General features: G+C 53.3%; 13 protein-coding genes and 3 pseudogenes. 9 read left to right on the forward strand and 7 right to left on the reverse strand.

Features of this window, described 5'->3' with window-relative positions; translation table 11 throughout:
• Positions 1-2 precede the first annotated feature (2 nt).
• From J5289_RS21465 to J5289_RS21475, 3 genes and pseudogenes are all read left to right on the forward strand, one after another.
• Positions 3-1475, forward strand: coding sequence for a lipopolysaccharide biosynthesis protein (locus tag J5289_RS21465; protein WP_209207959.1), 1473 nt, complete (start codon positions 3-5; stop codon positions 1473-1475).
• Between the two features lie 785 nt (positions 1476-2260).
• Complete coding sequence (locus tag J5289_RS21470; RefSeq protein ID WP_209207958.1) at positions 2261-4141, forward strand: acyltransferase family protein; 1881 nt, start codon at positions 2261-2263, stop codon at positions 4139-4141.
• Between the two features lie 216 nt (positions 4142-4357).
• Positions 4358-5177 (forward strand): annotated as a pseudogene (locus tag J5289_RS21475) (IS110 family transposase); the annotation flags it as partial.
• A 35-nt stretch (positions 5178-5212) separates the two neighbouring features.
• On the opposite strand, the pseudogene J5289_RS21480 reads toward J5289_RS21475, so the two are convergent.
• A pseudogene (locus J5289_RS21480) lies at positions 5213-5978 on the reverse strand (IS701 family transposase); the annotation flags it as partial.
• Positions 5979-6209: 231 nt separating this feature from the next.
• Between J5289_RS21480 and J5289_RS21485 the strand changes: the two are divergent.
• Positions 6210-6482: pseudogene (locus tag J5289_RS21485) on the forward strand (transposase); the annotation flags it as partial.
• Positions 6483-6563: 81 nt separating this feature from the next.
• Here J5289_RS21485 and J5289_RS21490 read toward each other — a convergent pair.
• Both J5289_RS21490 and J5289_RS21495 read right to left on the reverse strand, forming a co-directional pair.
• On the reverse strand, positions 6564-7490 hold the full coding sequence (locus J5289_RS21490) for a hypothetical protein (RefSeq protein ID WP_209207957.1): 927 nt from the start codon (positions 7488-7490) through the stop codon (positions 6564-6566).
• A gap of 24 nt (positions 7491-7514) precedes the next feature.
• Entirely contained in the window at positions 7515-8390 is an 876-nt protein-coding gene (locus J5289_RS21495; protein WP_209207956.1) for a glycosyltransferase family 2 protein, read from the reverse strand.
• 266 nt (positions 8391-8656) lie between these two features.
• On the opposite strand from J5289_RS21495, the gene J5289_RS21500 reads away from it, so the two are divergent.
• The 4 genes from J5289_RS21500 (at position 8657) to J5289_RS21515 (ending at position 13310) form a co-directional block, all read left to right on the forward strand.
• Entirely contained in the window at positions 8657-9736 is a 1080-nt protein-coding gene (locus J5289_RS21500; protein ID WP_111223089.1) for an IS630 family transposase, read from the forward strand.
• A 276-nt stretch (positions 9737-10012) separates the two neighbouring features.
• Positions 10013-10630 carry a transposase gene (locus tag J5289_RS21505; RefSeq protein WP_209208110.1) on the forward strand — a complete coding sequence of 206 codons (618 nt, stop codon included), beginning with the start codon at positions 10013-10015 and terminating at the stop codon, positions 10628-10630.
• A 65-nt stretch (positions 10631-10695) separates the two neighbouring features.
• A protein-coding gene (locus J5289_RS21510) for an IS630 family transposase (RefSeq protein ID WP_374108560.1) occupies positions 10696-11756 on the forward strand; the annotation gives its coding sequence in 2 pieces (ribosomal slippage) (positions 10696-11223 and positions 11226-11756; 1059 coding nt in all).
• 607 nt (positions 11757-12363) lie between these two features.
• Positions 12364-13310, forward strand: a protein-coding gene (locus tag J5289_RS21515) for an IS630 family transposase (protein ID WP_209186540.1) whose coding sequence is annotated in 2 segments (ribosomal slippage) — positions 12364-12703 and positions 12703-13310 — 948 coding nt in all. Because the reading frame shifts where the segments join, the coding sequence is not laid out codon by codon here.
• 181 nt (positions 13311-13491) lie between these two features.
• Here J5289_RS21515 and J5289_RS21520 read toward each other — a convergent pair.
• The 4 genes from J5289_RS21520 to J5289_RS21535 all read right to left on the reverse strand — a co-directional run bounded on the left by J5289_RS21520 (position 13492) and on the right by J5289_RS21535 (position 18593).
• The gene (locus J5289_RS21520) at positions 13492-14265 is read right to left on the reverse strand and encodes a hypothetical protein (protein ID WP_209207954.1); all 774 of its coding nucleotides are present in this window, start codon (positions 14263-14265) and stop codon (positions 13492-13494) included.
• Positions 14255-16531, reverse strand: a complete 2277-nt coding sequence (locus J5289_RS21525; RefSeq protein WP_209207953.1) for a polysaccharide biosynthesis tyrosine autokinase — start codon at positions 16529-16531, stop codon at positions 14255-14257. The genes J5289_RS21520 and J5289_RS21525 overlap by 11 nt, the downstream gene beginning before the upstream one ends.
• Positions 16532-16621: 90 nt before the next feature.
• Positions 16622-17260, reverse strand: coding sequence for a hypothetical protein (locus J5289_RS21530; protein WP_209207952.1), 639 nt, complete (start codon positions 17258-17260; stop codon positions 16622-16624).
• Between the two features lie 124 nt (positions 17261-17384).
• A complete protein-coding gene (locus J5289_RS21535; RefSeq protein ID WP_247750627.1) occupies positions 17385-18593 on the reverse strand; it encodes a polysaccharide biosynthesis/export family protein in 1209 nt (402 codons plus the stop codon).
• Positions 18594-18909: 316 nt separating this feature from the next.
• Between J5289_RS21535 and J5289_RS21540 the strand changes: the two genes are divergently transcribed.
• Positions 18910-20385, forward strand: coding sequence for an O-antigen ligase (locus J5289_RS21540; RefSeq protein WP_209207951.1), 1476 nt, complete (start codon positions 18910-18912; stop codon positions 20383-20385).
• Positions 20386-20560 lie beyond the last annotated feature (175 nt).

Raw genomic sequence — 20560 nt, forward strand, 5'->3', positions numbered from 1 at the left:
TTATGGTGAAAGAAGTTTCCTCTAACGAGTACTCAGCTCCAAAAGACGGACGTGCCCGCGCTGCCGTGACGGGCGCGATTTGGTCGAGCGTAAGCAGCGCTGTTCCTGCCGTGGTCGGACTACTGGTTTTCGCCATAACGTCAAGATCGCTGACCCCCAGTGAATTCGGCGTTGTCGCCTTTGCGACCAGTGTCGCGACGCTGCTGAGCGGTCTAGTCCCCACCGGGCTCGGCGACGCCATTGTGCAGCGGCGCGAAATCACCAAGGCGCACCTCGATGCGGCTTTCCTCTTCTGTACCACGATCGCTGCGATACTCTATCTGGGTCTGTTCTTCTCTGCCGGATATATTGCCGAATGGTTCGGCGACGAACGCCTTCCGGTGCTTCTCTATGTACTCGGCATCCGCGTCATATTCGAGGCTTTCACGGCAATTCCGAGCGCGCTATTGTCGCGCAGCATGAATTTCAAGCGCGTCGCCATCCGGACGATCACCGCGTCCCTCGGAAGTGCGCTGCTTTGCGTGGTCCTAATCTATTACGGATACGGCATATGGGGGCTCGTCGCATCGCAGCTTATGTCTTTCGCCGTCAACTGCGGAACGAATTGGATGTCAGTCGACTGGAAGCCGTCCATCGGCTTTCGGCGCAAGGCAATACAGGATCTTCTGCGCTATGGCGGCCTTTCATCGGCAAGTAGGCTAGTCAACCTAGTCTCCATCGACCAGCTTGCCGTGGGCGGCGCGCTCGGGGCGAATTCGCTAGGGCTGTACAATTTCGCAAAGCGTCTATACCAAATGCTGGCGGACACGATAAACGGTGCCCTGGGGCCTGTATCTTATTCGCTTCTCTCGTCGCTTCAATTGGAGAAAAGCAAGGTCGCCAGGGCATTTATGGTCTCCAACTTTCTTTCCTCTACGCTGATATTCCCGGTCTTCGGTGGCCTGGCGATTGTTAGCCCGGTCGCAGTTCCCCTGATTTTCGGCCAGCAGTGGATCTTCGCAGTCCAGCCGCTGCAGGCCTTCTGCCTTATCGGACTTCTGAGCGGTCTCACTGCCCTGCAGGGCACCCTCCTCCGAAGCCAGGGTTACCCTGGCGTATTCCTGACCTATCAGCTTCTCGACCAGGTGAGCGCGGTGGTGGTAGTCTACATTTTTTACAAGCGCGGCCTGACGCCCTTGGCAGTTGCGCTGTCGCTGCGAACATTGATTTTCTGGCCGCTTTTGACCTTCGCCTCGCTTAGGATCAGTAAAATATCGCTCGGTGCCTATCTGTCGCATCTCGCTCTGCCGGCTCTGGGAACGATCGTTATGATTGTCGTTCTTTCCTTCGCGAAGACAACATTTACTTTCCCCGAAACCTATCTCGCGCTCGTTATGAACGTCTTGGCCGGAGGTGTCGTCTATATGATCGTTATGTTGGCCTTCGGACGGTCGAAGATCATTTCGGTGCTGTCCGATGTGAGGTCGAGACGGTAATTCTGTCAATCGGGCTCAAGACGGATTGCGAGCGGCCGTCGTCGGTGCCTGTCCTGTGGCGCCGGCGTCACCATCCAGCTCCTGACATGCCACTGAGAATTTCCTCCAGAATGGATTAGGAGTCCGGCCTATTAGCTGAATATTTCGGTACTCACGTAGTATGATCGAGAGTTGAATCGATAACATCTTTGAAGCGATGACAGACGATCCGATCGGATCTCGTCCACACGCTTGTCGCCATCTTCAAGGAACGCGGCTGGAAGAACGCCGATATCGGCACCGCGCTCGACATCCCGCAGTCCTCGGCTATCGCTCCAAACCGTCGCTTGGTGGCAACCATCACGTCGTTTGCCGTGTCGAAGAAAAGTAATGAGACCATGGATGGAACATGATCGTCAGTCACTATGTTTTAGCGGCCTCTCTGAGGGGCGACGCACCTGCCGCAGGCTGGAACAAGGCTCCATCAGGCTGTCGTCATCAATAGGGCGCTGACCCCGCAAGAGAAGGACGATCTTTACGCCTACTTGCTTGCCCGCGCAGGGATGTAGCTCTCCACCGGGCCGAAAATTCCTTCGCGCGGATCATGGCTTGCATCCGCGCGACGATTTTCATCTAGTTAGCCCCCAGGAAAGCGCCACGCCCTATGGCTTCCAAATATACTTGCTAAACCCACAGAGCTTCAGCGGTAACCGACATAGCAAAAACAACTTGCAAAGTTCTATTTGAACAGGCGATAATATCCAGCACGATTTACTTCCTAACTTTTTAGAACAATCGGGATAATTATGAACCTCAGGCGAGATATCGAGGGTCTTCGTGCATTGGCCGTCATCCCTGTTGTGCTTTTTCATTTTCAATCATCCTGGGTTTCTGGTGGATTTGTTGGCGTCGATGTATTTTTTGTAATTTCAGGTTATTTAATCACGCGAACGATATTGGACGATATTGAAACGGGACAATTCAGTATCGCACGATTTTATTGGAAGCGTGCCCGCCGCATTATCCCAGCATTCGTATTTATGGCTTTACTTACGTGCGCCGCCTGCGCCTTTATTTTGCTTCCAGATGATCTGGTCGGATTTAGTCAGAGCCTAATGGCAAGTGCAGCATTCGTCGCTAATATATATTTCTGGAAAACTGCTAATTATTTCGACGTCAGCGCCTCACTCAAGCCCATGCTACATATGTGGAGCCTCTCGGTTGAGGAGCAATACTATATATTCGCGCCTATCGGCCTATATCTTGTTTATAAATATTTGCGCGCGGCGTGGGTCGCAATGATTTTACCTATCTTAATTGTCAGCTTGTTGTTTTCGATCTTTGGGACTGAATACGCTCCCACGGTTAGCTTCTATATGATGCCAACCAGAGCATGGGAAATTTTGATCGGAGCTATGCTTGCATCCCATCGTATGCCGCCCTGTCTAAATTTGACGAACGACTTAGTTGCAGCGACCGGATTACTATTGATCCTTGGTAGCGCCTTGCTATTAACCGAAGCTGACCCATTTCCTGGCTATCTCGCGCTTCTTCCATGCCTCGGCGCAGCTGCGATTATCTATGCCGGAGAACAACCTCAAACTTCCTTGGTGGGCCGCATCATCGGGTGGCGGCCTGTCACTTTCGTTGGTAGGATCTCCTATTCTCTTTATCTTATCCACTGGCCGATAATTTCTATTTTCCGATACCGAAGTATGCGTGACCCAACCCTTGCCGAAACGGGTCTTCTCATTGTGCTAAGCATAATCTTGGCATGGTTTTCTTGGCAATTCGTCGAGGAACCGTTTCGGCAAAACAACAAATGGTCACAACCAAACGCTATTTTTTCGATATCGGCTGTTTCTCTCGCTTTGGTCGCATTGGTCGGACTGACTGGAATTGCTACATCCGGCTTACCAGCCCGGTTTCCCGGCTTTAAACTGACGCAGATCGAGGTCGGCGACTGGAAACAACAGACCTGCTTTGTTGTTAGCACTGGTACTCTGGCATCCTGGACCGAAAAGGATTGCTGGCGTACGAGCGGCTTCAGCACTTCAGTCTTTCTCTGGGGAGATAGCTTCGCAGCTCAGTATGCCCAGTCGATGCCGGAAAACGGCAGTTACCTCAAAGCGAATGTGCAACAGTACACTTATGCAGGGTGCCCGCCGATTTTGAGTTACTATTCCTACGCGCGGCCTTCTTGCGCCGATTTCAACCGACGTGCCATCGATATTTTAAAAGGGGGTGGCTATGAGTACGTCGTGCTGAGCGCGAGATGGGAGGATTACGAAAGACGTGGATTTGATGGGATACAGTCCACTATTGATGAATTGACAAAAATTGGCTTGAAGGTGGTTGTCATAGGGCAGTCCCCGGAATTCGCGGCGGATATTCGAAAACTGGACTATTTCTTGGGATCTCACGTCGAAAAATTGAAAACAGCCCCTTTAGCAATCGATGAAAATATCAATACAAGACTAATGACGTTCACAAACGGAGCGACCTTTATTGATCCATTGCCGTTTCTGTGCTTTGGCGGTCAATGCCAGTACAAAATCAACGAAGATTTCCGATATACAGATTACGGACACTTTTCGAAACAGGGAGCCACCTTCGCCATCCGCTCATACTGGCCGATATTTGGGGAAAGAATCGCGTACAAGGCTCCAGTTGAGAGGAAGCTTTAGCCCAATGTGGATGGTGCGCCTATGCCAACGCTGGAACTGAAAGTAGATCGACGCCCGACATTAATCAATATTCCATCCATCGATCCGACACCTCCTAGATGCCGTAATGGGCCGGCGCTTCCGAGATTATAGCCATATAGGTGGCTGTCCCTCGGAATAAGGATGTTGAAACGGGGTCCGAGTGGGTCGACCCCAAACATCAAGCGGGGGACAGCCATGGACTATTATGCTGGAATTGATGTTTCTTTGGAAGCAAGCAGTGGGTGTTTGGTGGATTCTGCAGGCAAGATCATCCGCGAGACGAAGGTGGCGAGCGATCCGGATGCTCTCACTCATCGACCATTTTGCATCATTGGGCTTTGCTTTGAAGCGGATCGGCCTGGAAGCTGGGCCATTGTCTCAATGGCTGCATGAAGGCCTGACGAAGGCTGGCTTTGATGTTGTTCTGCTGGAGACCCGTCACGTGAAGGCCGCCCTGTCGGCGATGATCATCAAGACGGACCGGAAAGATGCACGTGGCATCGCACAATTATTGCGCATGGGCTGGTATCGTGCCGTTCATTCAAAGTCTCCCGGCTGCCAAGATGTTCGAGCGCTTTTGACCGGTCGCAAACTGCTGCAAGCCAAATTGCGTGATGTGGAACTGAGCGTTCGGGGCATTTTGCGGGGCTATGGTTTGAAGGTTGGCGAGGTAAGCCGCGGCCGATTTGAAGCACGAATATTTGAGCTCGTGGAGGGACATCCGGTATTGAAGACCGTGATAGGTGCTATGTTGCAGGCCCGTTATGCGCTTTGGACCGAGTTTACCAAAATGCATCGCGAGATGCTGAAGATCGTTCGCCAGGATCGGATCTGCCAAAGACTGATGACCACGCCGGGCGTTGGCGCGCTCGTTGCGATCACATATCGCTCGGCAGTGGACGACCCAACGCGGTTTGCAAAATCTCAAATCGTCGGTGCGTACTTCGGGTTGACGCCGAAGAAGTACCAATCCGGCGAAACGGATCTGGACGGTGGCATCAGCCGGGTCGGTGACACAAAGGATGGACCAACGGAGTAAATCTTGATTGTCCTCATCCTTGGTCTTTTTTGGGGCGTCGTTACATTGGCGCGATATCGGATTACGGCCATCATGGCAAAGGCGAGCATGACGAGAGAGACGTGACGATGCCAGCCATGCCACGAGCGGGTTTCGTATGGTCAAGGCCGAATTCGTTCTTGGCGGTCTCGAAGCTGTCTTCGATTGCCCAGCGATGGCCTTCGACGGAAACGAGCGTTTTGGATGCCTGTTCCGGCTGGGCACCAGGTCGTGAAGAATGCGAGATCACCGTCGCTGATGTTGCGCCGAATGAGGAGGCCCCTCGTCCAAATATTGGGGGTCCAGAGCCCCGTTCCCATCTCGTTATATTCGTCTGCGTCAAGATCGGCCAGTTCGCAACAGGCCCAGTCATGAAGTCGTGCGCCTTTGGTACCGTCACCGGCGGACAGACGTTGCCACGCACCTGGGTCAAGATCGCGAGCGATCTCCTGAGCCGTGCCACCGCAGGCTTACCTGACCAAGAGCCGAAATGATGGTCGGATTTAACGCCTAAAACATAACCTTTGCCGGCGCGGCGCAGGATTCGTTCGACGTCCCCGACACCATACACTGATACACTGCATCTGCAGCCACCCATGAAAACGGCACATTGGCGACCAGCGCTCGCCCTATCATATCCACGGCAAGCGCTGGCTTGGTCGCGAACGTTACAGCTTCAGGAACATGAGTGGCAGCAAGCCTCGCGGGGTCGTTGGCCCAACTCTTGGGCAAGTAGAGGGCTCGATCGATAAAGGCATGCCAACCGCAGACACATTCGCGCCAGGAGCAAGCGCCTGCTCCTAAATCTGAGCTTTCTCCTCGTCTGACCACAACTTCGGCTTTCGCCGCGTTCGCACAGGATCAGCCGTCAGAATTTCGAACGTACGACCCTGTTTCATATCTTCACTCATAGGTTTCCCAGCATGATTCACACTGAAAATGAGCGATTTTCCTGCTCAATGCTACGTGGGGTAGCCTTAGCGCTCACGCTTCAACGGACGCATGCGCGACGATTTGCTCAACGAAAGGCTCTTCTTCGGCCTCGATCATGCCCGCAGCGCCATCGCTGAATGGGCGGAGGATTATAACCATTTCCGGCCGCACTCATCGCTCGGATATCAGACCCCGGCAGACTATGCCGGGATCACCGCCGCAACCCGCTCCAACGCTGCGCAAGATGAAAGCTTCGCGTTTCCGCCGGTTGCTAACACCGCGCCATTTGGCGTATTCAAAGCCGCCGAAGCTGTAGCCGCAGCCGGATGAAAGTTCAGTGGCACTTCATCACGACGAAATCTTCAATCAAATATCGCGATTCTCATGCCCAGCACCGCTCTAGATGTAGATCTAACCAGCTAACCTAACAAGTCTCGCCGATATTGATTTGTAGCGTCGACGGAGCCCGGACAATTTATATTTGAGAACCATCATAAAAGACCGCCATCCTGAAATCCAAAAAGCCAAGAAATACTGATATGAACCAAGGCTCTGGACGCTAACGTTGCGCATTAGGGATTGTTTCGCCAAGTAATATTCTGAACGATTTATATACTTACCAGCAAAATGACATATTGCCGGCGCCATCCATCCCTCTGAACCGGTGAAGCTGCAACCGCCTCCCAACGGCTCTATGGTTATTTTGCCTTCCAGTCCAGTTGGCGTCCTCATCAATTCTCCGCTGTCGAAATATAGATTGTCGACATGATAATGCGCTAACGCCAACGCGATTACCGTTTCGTCTCCAACGCCCGCTGCATCAAACCTCTTTATGCCTAGTTTTTCAGGACTCTTGGCATATTCGCGAGCCATTTCGAAGATCTTTCGAGCAAAATCGCCTCGCTCAAAGTAGTAAATTCCTCCGTTAAATTTCGGAAAACGACTTCCGCCGACAAGCGAAAGTGCCTTTTCCAAGTCGACAATATAAAAATCAGAGCCGGTCGACGGCACAAAATGCTCCATCGCGGGCGTGAATTCAAAACCTCTCAATGCTAATAACTGATCATTGAAGGGTTTCGTTACGATACAGTCTGAGTCAATAAAAAGCGTTCTTTCAAACGGTGAATAAGTATCTATTAATATTTTCTGTATTGCTCCTATGCTATAATCAGAGTTCGGCGGAACTATGAAATCGACGTTTCCCACAAAACTTTCGCAGTCAGTGACTACAGCTATAGGAATGCCCGGCATATTTTTTTTTAAAGATCTGCAGAGAAATTCTGCTTGCCGGATATATTTTTTTGCCCCTATCGCGATCGTCAGAAACCCAAATTCCATAGTCGCCTTCTTCTTTTGATGATTTTAAGTATTTTTTGTCTTGATTTTTACAATAATATTGCGTGACAGCGATCTAAAAAATCTTAGCAAAATATCAATCGGAGGGCGGCATCTTAGCATTTGCATGATTTCAGAACGTGAAGCTGTAAACCCATAAAAAGGTGAAAACAACTGCATGTATAAATTTGCTTCAGCATTCTTAATATTAGAGCCATGCTTCATAAAAATATGTTTTGTTGCGATTATGTGATTTTTCTTATTAGACGATATTCTCGGGCGATCGTCTATTAGGCATACATAAGAATGCCCAGCGCACCTCACCATTCTACCTCCATCTTTCAAGAGCCGCATCCAAAGTTCAAGGTCTTCAAGAGCAGGCATGCTCTCGTCAAATCCACCAACATTTCGTAATGTTGAGGTCTCGCAGAAAACCTGGTTACCTACGTAGTTGTGTCGAAATAAATCCAAGAATACTACGGTGTCCTTCCGATCGGTGGTGGCTCTTAATTGACCAGGCTTTCCAATGAGACTGTCCGTGAATAGAGCTACCGGCATCTCTCCGCCCATGGCATTTAAAGTCTGCCAAGCCCCTAATAACGACGAAACCCTATCAGGTGCGAACTGATCGTCATCGTCTAAACCGGTTATGAATTCACCGGAAGCATGTAATATCGCTTTATTCCGGGCTCTGGCAGCGCCCTGTGAAACACGATTAACAATCGCAACGATCCGATCGTCAAGTTTCGTCTGTTTATTAAGATATTCCAATGTGCCATCTTCGGATCCGTCATCAATGACGATAATCTCAATATCTGAATAAGTCTGCGACTGAATAGATAGAAGCGCCTGCTTAAAGAGTTCCAGTCTGTTTTTTGTAGGAAGATAGACTGTTACTTTCACTTGTAGGAACCCCCGGCCGAGACTTTAAATATTGCATATACTGTCTTTTGCATGATCTTGCCCCGCGGGCAAGGGTGATCTTCATGCGGCTTCTCCCCTCCCGATCGAGGCCTCTTAACCGGTGAGCGATGCGAGCTGCACATGAACGGTTGGTACCTTCGCTGGGTCCGGGCCGAAGAGCATTTGCATGGTGGCTAGTGGTTACCGCCTGACATAAGAGTCCCGTATGGGATTCCATTTGCTGGGTTGGCATGCGAGTCTGGCGCATGCGCACAGGAATATCGTTCACCGTTTCGCCAACAGATCACCAACGCCTAATGGCCTTGACCAGGGATCGCAATGCGCCCCAAAAGCACGTCTGGCGGGCCGAGATCATCCTGCTGAGTGCCGATGGCGTCGGGACTGTCGAGATTATGCGCCAGACCGGCAAATCGAAGACCTGCGTATGGCGCTGGCAAGAGCGCTTCGCCACAGAAGGCGTCGAGGGTCTCCTGCGCGACAAGACGCGGCCGTCGCGTATTGTGCGGCTCGGACCCGATGTCGCCGAGCGTGTGGTGGCCCTGACGCTGGCTGATCCGCCGGGCGAGACGACGCACTGGACGGCCGACATGATGGCGACGGCCGCCGGCATCAGCGCCAGCGCAGTCAGGCGTATCTGGAAAGCGCATGGCCTCGCACCTCATCGGTGGCGGCAGTTCAAATTGTCCAACGACCCGAAATTCGTCGACAAGCTGCGAGACGTTGTCGGCCTCTATGTTGATCCGCCAGCCCACGCCGTCGTGTTGTCGGTCGATGAGAAAAGCCAAATCCAGGCGCTCGACCGCACCCAGCCGGGCCTGCCGATGAAGAAGGGTCGGCTCGGCACCATGACCCACGACTACAAGCGGCACGGCACAACCACGCTGTTTGCCGCCCTCAACGTGCTCGACGGCACCGTCATCGGCCGCAACATGCAGCGTCATCGTCATCAGGAGTTCATCCGCTTCCTCAACGCCATTAACGCCCAGGTGCCGGACGACAAGGCCGTCCACGTCATCCTCGACAACTATGCTGCCCACAAGCATCCCAAGGTGAGAGCCTGGCTCGACCGTCACGAGCGTTTCACCTTCCACTTCACTCCGACTTCAAGCTCATGGCTCAACGCGGTGGAGGGTTTCTTCGCCAGGCTGTCGAAGCGGCGTCTGAAACGCGGCGTTTTCCATTCCGTCGTCGATCTCCAGGCCGCCATCAACCGTTTCCTCGTTGAGCACAACAAAAAGCCAAAGCCCTTCACTTGGACCGCCGATCCCGACAAAATCATCGCCGCCGTTAAACGCGGGCACCAAGCGTTAGATTCCATCCACTAGATCGTGTAGGACGCCAGCGTCGAGTGTCCTGGCCAGTTCTTCGGCAAGTTTGGGTTCGCAGCCGCGGGCATGGGCCAGCGCTACGCAGGAGTGGACGTCAGTCTCCAGAGGCACCTAACTGCTTGAGAGAGAAGAATCGCCAGGTGGCATGGCGGGGAATGCGCAGACCCTCCTGTGGCGGCAGATATCTGGCCCGTCAGCACCCCCCCACGTTCCTCTCCCCTCGGCTGATGAGAACATCCGCCTTGGTTTGTCGAAGACCTTAGGAGAGCAGCGATGCAATATTACTTCGGATTGGACTTCAGCCTCAGGAGCACACACATTTGCGTTATGGATCAAGATCGCCGAGTGGTGTGGCGCGAGAGCGCGGATACGCAGCCGTCGATGATCGCCAAGCGACTGAAGAGATGGAAAGACCATTTGGCGAAGATCGGGCTTGAGACAGGGTCGCTAACGCCCTGGCTCTACCATGAACTGACGGATCTTGGCTTTCCTATCATCTGCATGGATGCGCGGCAGGCGGCCGATGCCCTGAAGGCGCGGCCTGAGAAGACCGACAAGGCGGACGCGCAGGCACTTGCCGAGATGCTGGCGAGCGGCTGGTATTCTGCGGGACATGTGAAGATCATGGAAACACATCGGCTAAAGGCGCTGTTGGGCGCGAGTGTGGAACTCGTCAACGTCAAGCGGCAGCTTTATGGACAAGTTCGTGGGCTGTTGCGGTCGTTCGGCATCAAAACTTCGGCTCGAGCCGGAGGTAAGCATCTCGATGAGGAGGTGCGATCTTCCTGCAACCGACATGATGCTCTTTATATCGGGATTGCGGCCCTTCTTGATACGCTTGCACGGGTTGAGGTGGAATTGGCCGGCCTGGATAATACGCGCCCTCGCTGAGTTCGACTCTTGGGCTTCCCAAAAGGCGATGAATCTGAATCTCTGGCACAAACTGGAGGTTTGCGATGGGAGCGGCGATTTCATTACGTGCAGATTTTGACGCGGAAGGTCTTCGGCGTCTGGCCCGCCAAAGCAAGCATGCGGCTCAAGCACGTCGTCTTTTGGCACTTGCCGCGATCTATGAGGGAGGCTCACGCTCGGATGCGGCGCGGCTGGGCAATGTGACGCTGCAGATCGTGCGCGATTGGGTCTTGCGGTTCAATGCCAATGGCCCCGAGGGGCTGATCGATGGCAAGGCTCCAGGACCCCGGTCACGGTTGAACGATGTTCAGCGGGCCGCACTGGCAAAGGCCATTGAGCGGGGTCCGACGCCCTATCTCGACGGGGTCGTGCGCTGGCGGCTGTGTGATCTGGCCCAATGGCTCTGGGAAGATTTTCGTGTCTCGGTGAGCCAACAGACGCTGAGCCGGGAGGTGCGTGCCCTTGGTTATCGCAAGCTGGCTGCGCGACCGAAACATCATGAGCAGGACCCTCAAGCCATTGAGGAGTTTAAAAAAACTTCCCCGCCGCAGTGGCAGAGATTGCGAGCGGAGTGGCACAAGGAAAACGAATAGAAATTTGGTACCAAGACGAGGCCCGGATAGGGCAAAAGAACAAGATCACCCGTCGCTGGGCAAAGCGAGGCTCAAGGCCGTTCGCGCCGCATGACCAGCGAACCCGCTCCGCCTACATCTTCGGTGCCATCTGCCCCAAGCTCGGCAAGGCCGCCGCTCTCGTCATGCCGTGGTGTGATACCCACGCAATGACCCAGCATCTGGCAGAAATATCCCGTCACATCGCCGATGGCGCACATGCCATCCTCATCATGGACCAGGCCGGTTGGCATATGTCCAACGCACTCGTTGTCCCCACCAACATCACTATTCTGCCGCTGCCGCCGAAATCGCCAGAGCTGAACCCGGTTGAAAATCTCTGGCTCTTCATGCGCGAGAACTGGCTTTCCAACCGCATCTTCAAATCCTACGACGATATCGTTGCCCATTGCTGCGACGCCTGGCGCAAACTCGAGAGCCAGCCTTGGCGGATCATGTCCATCGGACGCAGAGAATGGGCCGATGGGTTCTGATCAATGAGGACGCGTATAAATGATGCAGCGGGTTGTCTTCTGACAACGGTGACCGCGCCGTCCACTTTGCGAAGCTGGGGGGTTGAAGTTGGCGAACCGATTGGGCCCAAAGCGGGCGCGAACGGCGGCAGCACGCAAATTGGCCGTCCTGCTGCTTGGGCTTTGGAAGAGGGAAGATCATTTCCAAGCAGTGCCGAGCGGCAAAGCCTTTTAAAACCGTTTTTTGAAGTTCGTTCGCGGATAAAGTCCTCAATGTCCGTGAGGTGAAGCGACCGGACCGGGACGGACGAATGCGAGACAGTTGGATGCGAATCGAAGACCACGTTTAATACACTGCATCGGCCCCCTGGATATGAAGCGAAAAGCCCCGGATATTGGTGGCGGAAATGGATAGACCGCACACCGAAGAGAAGCATGGGACGCTCTTTATGCTTCAACCATATTGCACGGGCATGGTTGCGCCGCTCGTGATCGACGGGCCGAAACGGAGACTGGGTCGAGGCCTACGTCGCACATCTAGAGCGGTTCCCTGACTGATTGAATCTTTGGGGCTTTGCAAATCGGTCCGGGTCTGATTCAAGCTATCTGCCGATGGAGGTCGGCGGATATGTCAAAATTCCTTTCTGTCGATCTGCGCGTTCGTGTTGTTGCTGCGGTTTCTGCTGGTGCAACGCATCGAGAAGCCGCCGAACGTTTCGGTGTGAGTGCCGCAAGCGTCAGTCGCTGGCGAAATTTGCAACTGCGGCAGGGTGATGTGCGGCCTGGCCCGCTTGGCGGGGATCGCAATTCCCGCAAAACCGAGGCGCATGGGGAACAGATCATGACCTGGCTCGCCGAACATCGGGACGGAACCCTGTTTGAACTCCGCGACGCGTTGGCGGAGCAAGGCATCACGATCAGCAAGTCGGCCTTGCACCGCTTCCTTGTCCGGCACGGCCAGACGCGTAAAAAAAGACTGGCCACGCGATAGAGCAGAGCCGGCCCGATGTCTTGGAGCAGCGCCAGCGCTGGTTCGACGACCAATTGGATCTCGATCCCGCCAAGCTCGTCTTTATCGACGAAACCTGGACTGCGACGAACATGGCTCGCAGCCATGGACGCTGCAGGAAGGGAGAGCGCCTGCGAATGGGCTTTCCTCACGGCCACCGCAAGACGACGACGCTGGTGGCGGGTTTGCGCAGCACAGGCATGGTTGCGCCGCTCGTGATCGACGGGCCGATAAACGGAGACTGGTTCGAGGCCTATGTCGCACAGGTGCTGGTTCCGACATTGAAGCCTGGCGATGTTGTCATCCTCGACAATCTTTCCAGCCACAAAAGGCCCGCTGCCCGCGCGTTGATCGAGACTGCCGGTGCACGCATGCTGTTCTTGCCGCCCTACAGCCCCGACTTCAACCCTATAGAAAAGGCATTCTCAAAGCTGAAAGCACTCCTGCGCAAGGCGGCAGAACGCACTGTGGCAGGCCTTTGGGACAGGATTGGAAAACTGATCGACCTCATTGAACCTCAAGAAGCCCGAAACTTCTTCACCTCCTGCGGATATGATCCAGAATGAAAGGGAAACGCTCTAGTATTAGACGCAGCCCCATCTATGATGACGACCGGAGGCGGGATCTCCCGCTCGCCTTCTTCTTCAGTTTGACGATATTATAAAGGTCTGCCGACGGTGATGGTTCAAAGACTTCCCTCCCGGAAAAACTTAAAATGTACGGGCCTATTTAAACCGCTTGCGACAATCAGTTTTCTGACGAAGTTATGATGATTCCGCTTGCGATGAGAAATGCCGTGCGTTGCGGAGGTAGAAGTTGCTCTGCGGCCAATATGTAGGGGTTGATATCGGAGTTGGGCAATCCAAGGCGAACTGTGCGCATGTCCGGAGTGGCAGTTCCAAGGATATCTCTAATGTCTCCAGCCTTTCCGTAATTCAAGAGTGTTCGCAGATCGTGTCCCACGGCGTCATCCGACAGTGAGAGTGTCGCATTTGTTGCCTTCTTCCAGACCATAAAACGGGCCCGTATCGTGTGCATCTCCGCGGGCGACAGAAGAACGGACTGCCTCATGAGGTCTGATAGCTGCTGCGGGTTCTCGCCAATGGACTGGGTGACCAACGCCAGACGGACCCACATATCGCCGTCGGCCGGATTGCATGCTAGGCTATGGAGGACAAAACGGTTCGCTCGATCCGTTGCCGACGCCCACGCGTCGTAGCGATTGTTCGGGTCCTGCAGGTCAAGATCCCGCATGACGAACGCCATTCCTGACCTTATGATGTCTGAGCGGCATTCATTTAGACCAATGACTTCATCGGCTTTCTCCGCATAACTGTCGATGATCTTCGCATCGAACGAGTCTTCTTCCGTAAGTATCGTGTTGAGATGGAGCATATCCGCAAATCGCGCGGTCGCGCGGAACTCCGAAATTGCAATCAATAATGAGACGACTGCAAATAGCAAACAGAGAAGTAAATCTACCCTAAGATATTTTTTCTTCCAATAGCGATCAGTCTTCACGATAATAACTCGTGTAGCGGGAATGATAATACTCGCTAGATCCATAGGCTCGGTAAAGCTTCATCTTTTCGCTGTCGACCTTGTTTAAGATCACGCCGACGCATTTTTGCGAGATCTCGGTATCGGTTTGAAGGGTTGTCCGAACGACGTTTCGTGTCGTTTTACCCCATTCTACGACAACGATGAAGGCGTCGACGCGCTCCGCGATCGCCCGTGCGTCGATTACCGGCGCAAGGGGGGGCAGGTCAAGAATGATGTAGTCATAGTCGGTCTCGATACCCGCCAGGAGTTCTTCCATGGCAACGGACGCCAGCATCTCGGCCGAATGAGGTATGCGTCGTTTCACGACGGCTGGCAGCATCACCAAGCTCGATTTATCGCTCTTGAGAAGCAAATCGTTGATCGGCCTCCCCTCCGTCAACACCTCAACCAACCCCTCGTCAGCATGCCCGGCAAGCGCACGGGTTGAACCCGGATTGCGGAGGTCGCAATCGATCAGCAACGCCCGCGAACCTTGCATGGCCAGAAGTTCTGCTAAATTCATCGAAATTGTCGACTTCCCCTCGCCGGGAAGCGTCGAAACAACACCGATGATTTTTGCCTTGGAGCCCTTGCGCTCGAGATCGACCGCCATCTTGGCACTTCTCAGGGTCTCGGCGAATGCCGACATGGGATGTTCGAAGACGAAGCAAGAGAGATTGCCTCTTCGGTGAAAAAGGTGCTGGTCATCGCCTTCAATGGACGAAGGGGGCGTCGATGACGAACTGATGAGCGGTGCCAGGCCGAGAAACTCCAGTCCAAGCTCGTCCCGGACCTGCTCGGCTGTGCGGAAGAACCGATCTCTCAACTCTCTGAAGCCACCGATGGCGGATCCAAAAGCTGCTCCCAGAACGGCAAAAAAAGCAATGACGAGAGGCTTTTTCGGACGACTTGGTGTGTCCGGTGTCGCCGGTCGCGTTATGACGCGGGCTTGGGTTATGGGGAAGGATTGCTGCTGCACCGCTTCTTGATACCGTTGCAAGAAGGTCTGATAGAGGTTCTTGTAAGAGTCAGCAGCGCGCATTAGTTCGCGCAGCTGTACACCTGTTTCACTGGCCAAGGCGCTTTCGCCCTTTGATTTTGCCAGACTTTGCTCAAGAGAGGTCTGACGTGACTGTGCGACATCATACTCGCTCTTGTAGCTTTCCTCGTAACGGGAGAGTTCCGCAAACATCAGGCGGCGGTATTCCGCCATTTCTTGTCGAAGCTGAACTGCACGAACGTGGTTAGGTCCGAGCCTGTTGGAGATATCCGCCTCGAGTTTGGAGGCTAACAGATATTTTTGGCGCAAATCATTCGAAATCGAGCTTCCGAGCACGTCAGTGATAATCGCGTCCGACTGTCCGCTCTGGACGATTTGTTTAATACGCTCATACTTCGCTTTTGCTTGGTCAGTCACCGCTTGTGCAACGATAAGCGCGCTGTTGAGCTCCGTAAGCTGCTGATCGCTGATAAGCTGACCGCCAGCCGTGATGAGGCCGTGATCGGTTCTGAATTTCTGAACGGCGAGATCGGTCTCCACCGCTTTTTCTTTCAATTCATCGATACGCGCCTGCAGCCAGTCGCTGGCGCGTCGCGTTGCGGTGTATTTCGAATCGAGTTTGTCGTTTATGTAGGCGTCAGAGATTGCGTTGGCTATCTGTGCGGAGAGATCGCGAGAAGGAGATGTAAAGCTGACGTTCAAGACGTAGGTGCGACCGACCCGGACAATGTCCATATTGCCTTGCAGGCGCGCGAGGGCCCCACGGCGGTTCCTTTCGGTCAAGTTCTTGGCAGGATCGTCTGCGAACCAACTCCGGATGTTGAAAAGGCCAGTGATGGCAGATTTCGCTAGGCCAACAGGCGAGCTGGTCTCAGCCATGAAAGCGGGGTTTTCACCAAGTTTAAGAGTATCCACGACCGAAAGACCGATCGTGTCGGATTTAAGTACCTCGACCTGACTGAGAATGGTCGCTTCATCGGCGGCGCCCGTCGCGTCCATCGACAGCTGACTGACAAGTCCATTGTCGCCGCTGTCTATAAGCAAAGCCGCAGTTGCAGTGTAGAGTGGGACGGCGGTAACAGCATAAGCAATACCCAGCATCACCGAAACAAGGACAGATGCTGCAAGGATACGCCATTGGCGCCTTGCGACTGCCAACATCTTTTCGATGTCGATAGTTTCTTCGATACTGTTGTCTTCACTCCACTCTGGCCGAAGGGATGTAATTTTATCTGGAGACAGCAAATCGAGATCCTCTAAAAACCAAAATGAATAGGGTCGCACTATAATGCGACCCTATTAATACTTTCCTCCAACAACAAAATCGAAGGATCGTTAGCCTGGGCTTATGGAGCTTGTCTGCGTTACACTGCGCGTAAAGCTACCGCCGCTGCCGACGCTAAAGGTCCCGCTCTGAGTCGGAGTCGAATTGTTGCCACCGACGCCGCCAGACGATCCGCCGGTCGAACCACCACCGGCAATACCCGCAGCCCCGCCGCCGCCTGCATTGGCTCCACCAAGAGCCGCAGTCTGCAGATCAGACATTCCCGCGATAAAAGCGGCGGTCAGATCTCTGTCATTTGCTGCGGCAACTTTCTGCTGAATAAGCAGCGCGTAGTCCGGCGACGTTGCCTGACAAGATTTTGCCGCGCGAGCAAGGCCAGAACCGATCGATGTCTTCTGTGAAGGATTTGCCTGGGCTGCGAGGCCGACCAGAGCGTCCAATGATGTTGCGCTCGAGCCGGCGAGGCCACGGACCTGGGTGGTCATAGGTAGACCACCGACCGGGTAATTCGACAGCAACGACGCCGGCGAACCAGTGAACGATGCAATATCGCCATCCGACATTTTGGCAGGAGCAGCGAAGCAACCAACAGCTGCCTGCGCATAGGCATCGACGCTGACGCCACAAGACATGGATGCAACGAGCGCAAGGCCTTTAATAAAGCGAGACTTTATAATCGACTTCATCATCGAATTCCCGGATTCAAATAGTTAACATTTAGTTTATTGATACACATATGAGCCGACCAAAACAAGTAATTTCGGCGCTTATGGAAGAGGCAAAGCTTCCCACGCTCTGTTTTACTAGACATGGTTAAAACAGCTCGCGGTTTGCATCACGTGTAGTAATAACATCGGTAGAAACACCGGAAGCTGTCGATGTTACAGAGTTTACAATGTTCAGGAACTTGAGCAATTCGACCGAGTCGGAGTTTGTGACATAAATGGCGTCTTTGTCCTGCATTGCGAATTTTTGCGCTGCAAACAATGCCGAGGGATCACGCATGTTGGCCCTGAAAATCACCGGAATTGCTCCGGGGCCGAAATGCGATGTATTGACACCAAGGCCTTCGAGCGTTTTTCGGTCGACGGTTCTGTAGACGAGAACCTGTGCGGGATCGGCTCTGCCATCGAGGAGGCCGCCTGCTTTACCCAAGGCTTCGCCAAGACTGAGATCGGTTTCATCGAAATCGAAACGGCCATTTAGGCCGGATGCGCCAAACGCCGTGAATGTGCGGCGCTCTCTGTTGACCAGGATCGTGTCCCCAGGCGCAACATAGATATTCTCGGCAGGCGTGTTTTGCAGCTTGTCGTAGGATACTGTTCCAACCTTGCCCCGCCGCTGCAGTGTTACGGTCGTTTCCTTGCTATTGCTGCTGATACCGCCAGCGGCAGAGATCACGTCCAGAATTCTGTCGCCAGAAGACGTGACAGGGATCTTGCCGGCAGCGTTGACGTCGCCTGTAACGGCAACTTCGCTCGAACTGCTGGAAATCGTCGTGATAACGACTTGTGGTTCGATCGCTCTGTTCGAGAGCTTTTCGACGATATCGAGCTCCACCTCCTCTTTGCCCCGGCCGGCTGCCTGAATTCGTCCTGCATACGGAATGGTGAGCGTGCCACTGCTGTCGATGGTCTGGGAAGGTAGCGTGATATAGTTGCCTGGACGGCTGCCCGCGACCTCCGTGGGTATGAAGAGGCCGCCGGCCTGCGCTTCGAAAATGGAAACCTGAATGACGTCGCCGATGCCGAGCGGTATGCTTGGCGCACCGCCGCGCGCAGCGCCGAAGCCATCCTTGATCGAAGATGGGGCAGGCTTTTGGAAACTGGAGAGAATGTTTTTGCTGATATCGACCACAGCATAGTCGATGCCGATTTTTCGATTTGGCGTCGAGACCTTAACAAGAGCACCACTATCGATGGCTTTTGCTCCCGCCCCGGACGTAGGCAGCGATGTGCATCCCGATAGTGCGACTGTCATAGCTATCGCTGACGCCTGCAGCTTGAGCAACTTAAATACCATTCTTCACCCGCGAAATATCCCCTATTTTCTTGAATAGCGACACCAATGCAAAAAGCTAGCTGTTTTTTTCTGTTGTCTTGATGTTTTTGTTATTTGTGACGGTGTCGCAACAATATCTAGGTAGATTCAGTGTGATAACTTATTTATGAGCTAGGTTTTATGTTCAATATAGATTCTATATTGAAGAATCCTTACGAAATTGATTTACGGTTATACACGGCGGCAAGCGACGCGGACTCACCGTGGACCTGATTTCAGTTGGTTGCTCTGCTGATCTTGTTTTAATGCGAAGCAGCATATTGGAGAGACGAGTGCCATGATTCAGTCGAACATAAAAACGTCGGCAGGTAGACGCACATCCCAAGCGCTCCGCACACTTTACGTCATATCGGTATTTCTGCCGGTATTGGAATTCGGCGCTGTTCGCTTATTTCCTTTGACGATAGCAACCATGTTTTCGGTGGGCGTTGCACTCCTATCGCTGGTGATTTTTGGAAGCCCCAAGCGTGCGCGCTCACTCTTTCTGACATTTCTCCTATTGGGTCTGGCGACATTTTCTTGGGTGTGGATGCAGACTTTTCAATTTCTGCCGTCGAGCACAATAAATGAACTTTGGAATGATTTGCCGATGGCGTCAGTGGCAGCGCGGGGCTCTATATCGATCGTCCCGGCCGACTCAATCGCAACGTTGCTATTCGTTGCCTTACCGTTGCTTTCGTTTTTGACCGGGCTGCTCGTCATACGCACAGATGGCGATGCGCGTATGGTTATTAACAGCCTGGGTGTCGGAGGCGCCTTGTGCGCCATCTATGGGCTCATTCAGTTTTCATTCTTTCCGACGACAAATCTGTTTTTTCAAAAGGACAGCTACCTTGATAGCCTCACAGCAACATTCGTCAATCGCAATACCGCTGGGACATTTCTCGGTATCGTCACCCTCATTACACTAAGGTTCGCGTGGTCCTACGGACGAAAGATCTCCGTCGGACGCATAATCAAGCGTCGGTTTCAAAATCGAAATGTTGACAGCGCGGGCCTTGGGACCTTTCTTGTCAGCGTCTCCTGTGCTGCAAGTGCTGCAATGGCACTCATGCTTACAAAGTCACGTGGCGCAACGGCAAGCTCCCTCCTTGCCCTTGGCGTGATGCTCTATCTCACTCTCGAGGATCAAAATGCTGATGGAAAATCAGGCTTTTCGCGTCCTCGTACAAGCAGGAAGGGTGTCATCCGGTTCATAATAGTTGCTTTTGTCTTGATTGTCTGTTTTAGCATCTTTGGTGGCCGTGCGATCCTTCGCGCAGAAATTCAAGGCGGCGACGATGGAAGATATTGCGTCTTGCCAGGAATTATCGATCTCGCCCGTGGGGAGCCAATTTTCGGTTATGGATTTGGCTCATTCTTATATGCCTTCCCTCCGTTCAGAGATCCAGCATGCGGAATTATCAATGTTTGGGATAGGGCGCACAATGTCTTCCTCGAGGGATATATTGGGTTAGGCGTTCTGTTTCCAGCGCTGGTTCTTGTCGGTGGGGGGAGCTTAATTGCAGCGCACATCATCGGTCTTCGCGAGAGACGTCGAATGAGGTCCTACGCGGTTGTTGGGCTCGCCGTCATTGTGCTCGTCGGACTGCATAGTCTCGTCGACTTTTCCATTCAGATTCCAGGGATGGCAACCTATGCAGCTTCACTTCTGGCAGCGACGTCTTCGATCTGTCTTGCAAAGACATCGCGAGCGTCCACGCAGCGGGCCCGAGAGCCGTTGCCGACGGAAACCCAAGCAATGACTATATAGACTGCAAGGGTTTTCCGGTTCTTGGTGACAGACTGACTTAATGCAATGATAAGTGTGAGAATGAGCCTTCCCTAGATCCCTTCATGTCCGAAATCGGGTTCGCTATCTGATCGTGCAATTTACGTATTTGCTATCCAGATACTTGCCGTGTGACCCCATCAGTGTTGAGCCATTT

The organism is Rhizobium sp. B230/85, from assembly GCF_019355735.1.
Taxonomy (GTDB): domain Bacteria; phylum Pseudomonadota; class Alphaproteobacteria; order Rhizobiales; family Rhizobiaceae; genus Rhizobium; species Rhizobium rhododendri.

What these genes read in the sequence shown, in the direction of transcription:
- J5289_RS21465 (WP_209207959.1), top strand. Translation starts at nt 3, where the DNA reads ATGGTGAAAGAAGTTTCCTCTAACGAGTACTCAGCTCCAAAAGACGGA.
- J5289_RS21535 (WP_247750627.1), bottom strand. Translation starts at nt 18,593, where the DNA reads ATGGTATTTAAGTTGCTCAAGCTGCAGGCGTCAGCGATAGCTATGACA.
- J5289_RS21540 (WP_209207951.1), top strand. Translation starts at nt 18,910, where the DNA reads ATGATTCAGTCGAACATAAAAACGTCGGCAGGTAGACGCACATCCCAA.
- J5289_RS21490 (WP_209207957.1), bottom strand. Translation starts at nt 7,490, where the DNA reads ATGGAATTTGGGTTTCTGACGATCGCGATAGGGGCAAAAAAATATATC.
- J5289_RS21530 (WP_209207952.1), bottom strand. Translation starts at nt 17,260, where the DNA reads ATGATGAAGTCGATTATAAAGTCTCGCTTTATTAAAGGCCTTGCGCTC.
- J5289_RS21470 (WP_209207958.1), top strand. Translation starts at nt 2,261, where the DNA reads ATGAACCTCAGGCGAGATATCGAGGGTCTTCGTGCATTGGCCGTCATC.
- J5289_RS21500 (WP_111223089.1), top strand. Translation starts at nt 8,657, where the DNA reads ATGCGCACAGGAATATCGTTCACCGTTTCGCCAACAGATCACCAACGC.
- J5289_RS21505 (WP_209208110.1), top strand. Translation starts at nt 10,013, where the DNA reads ATGCAATATTACTTCGGATTGGACTTCAGCCTCAGGAGCACACACATT.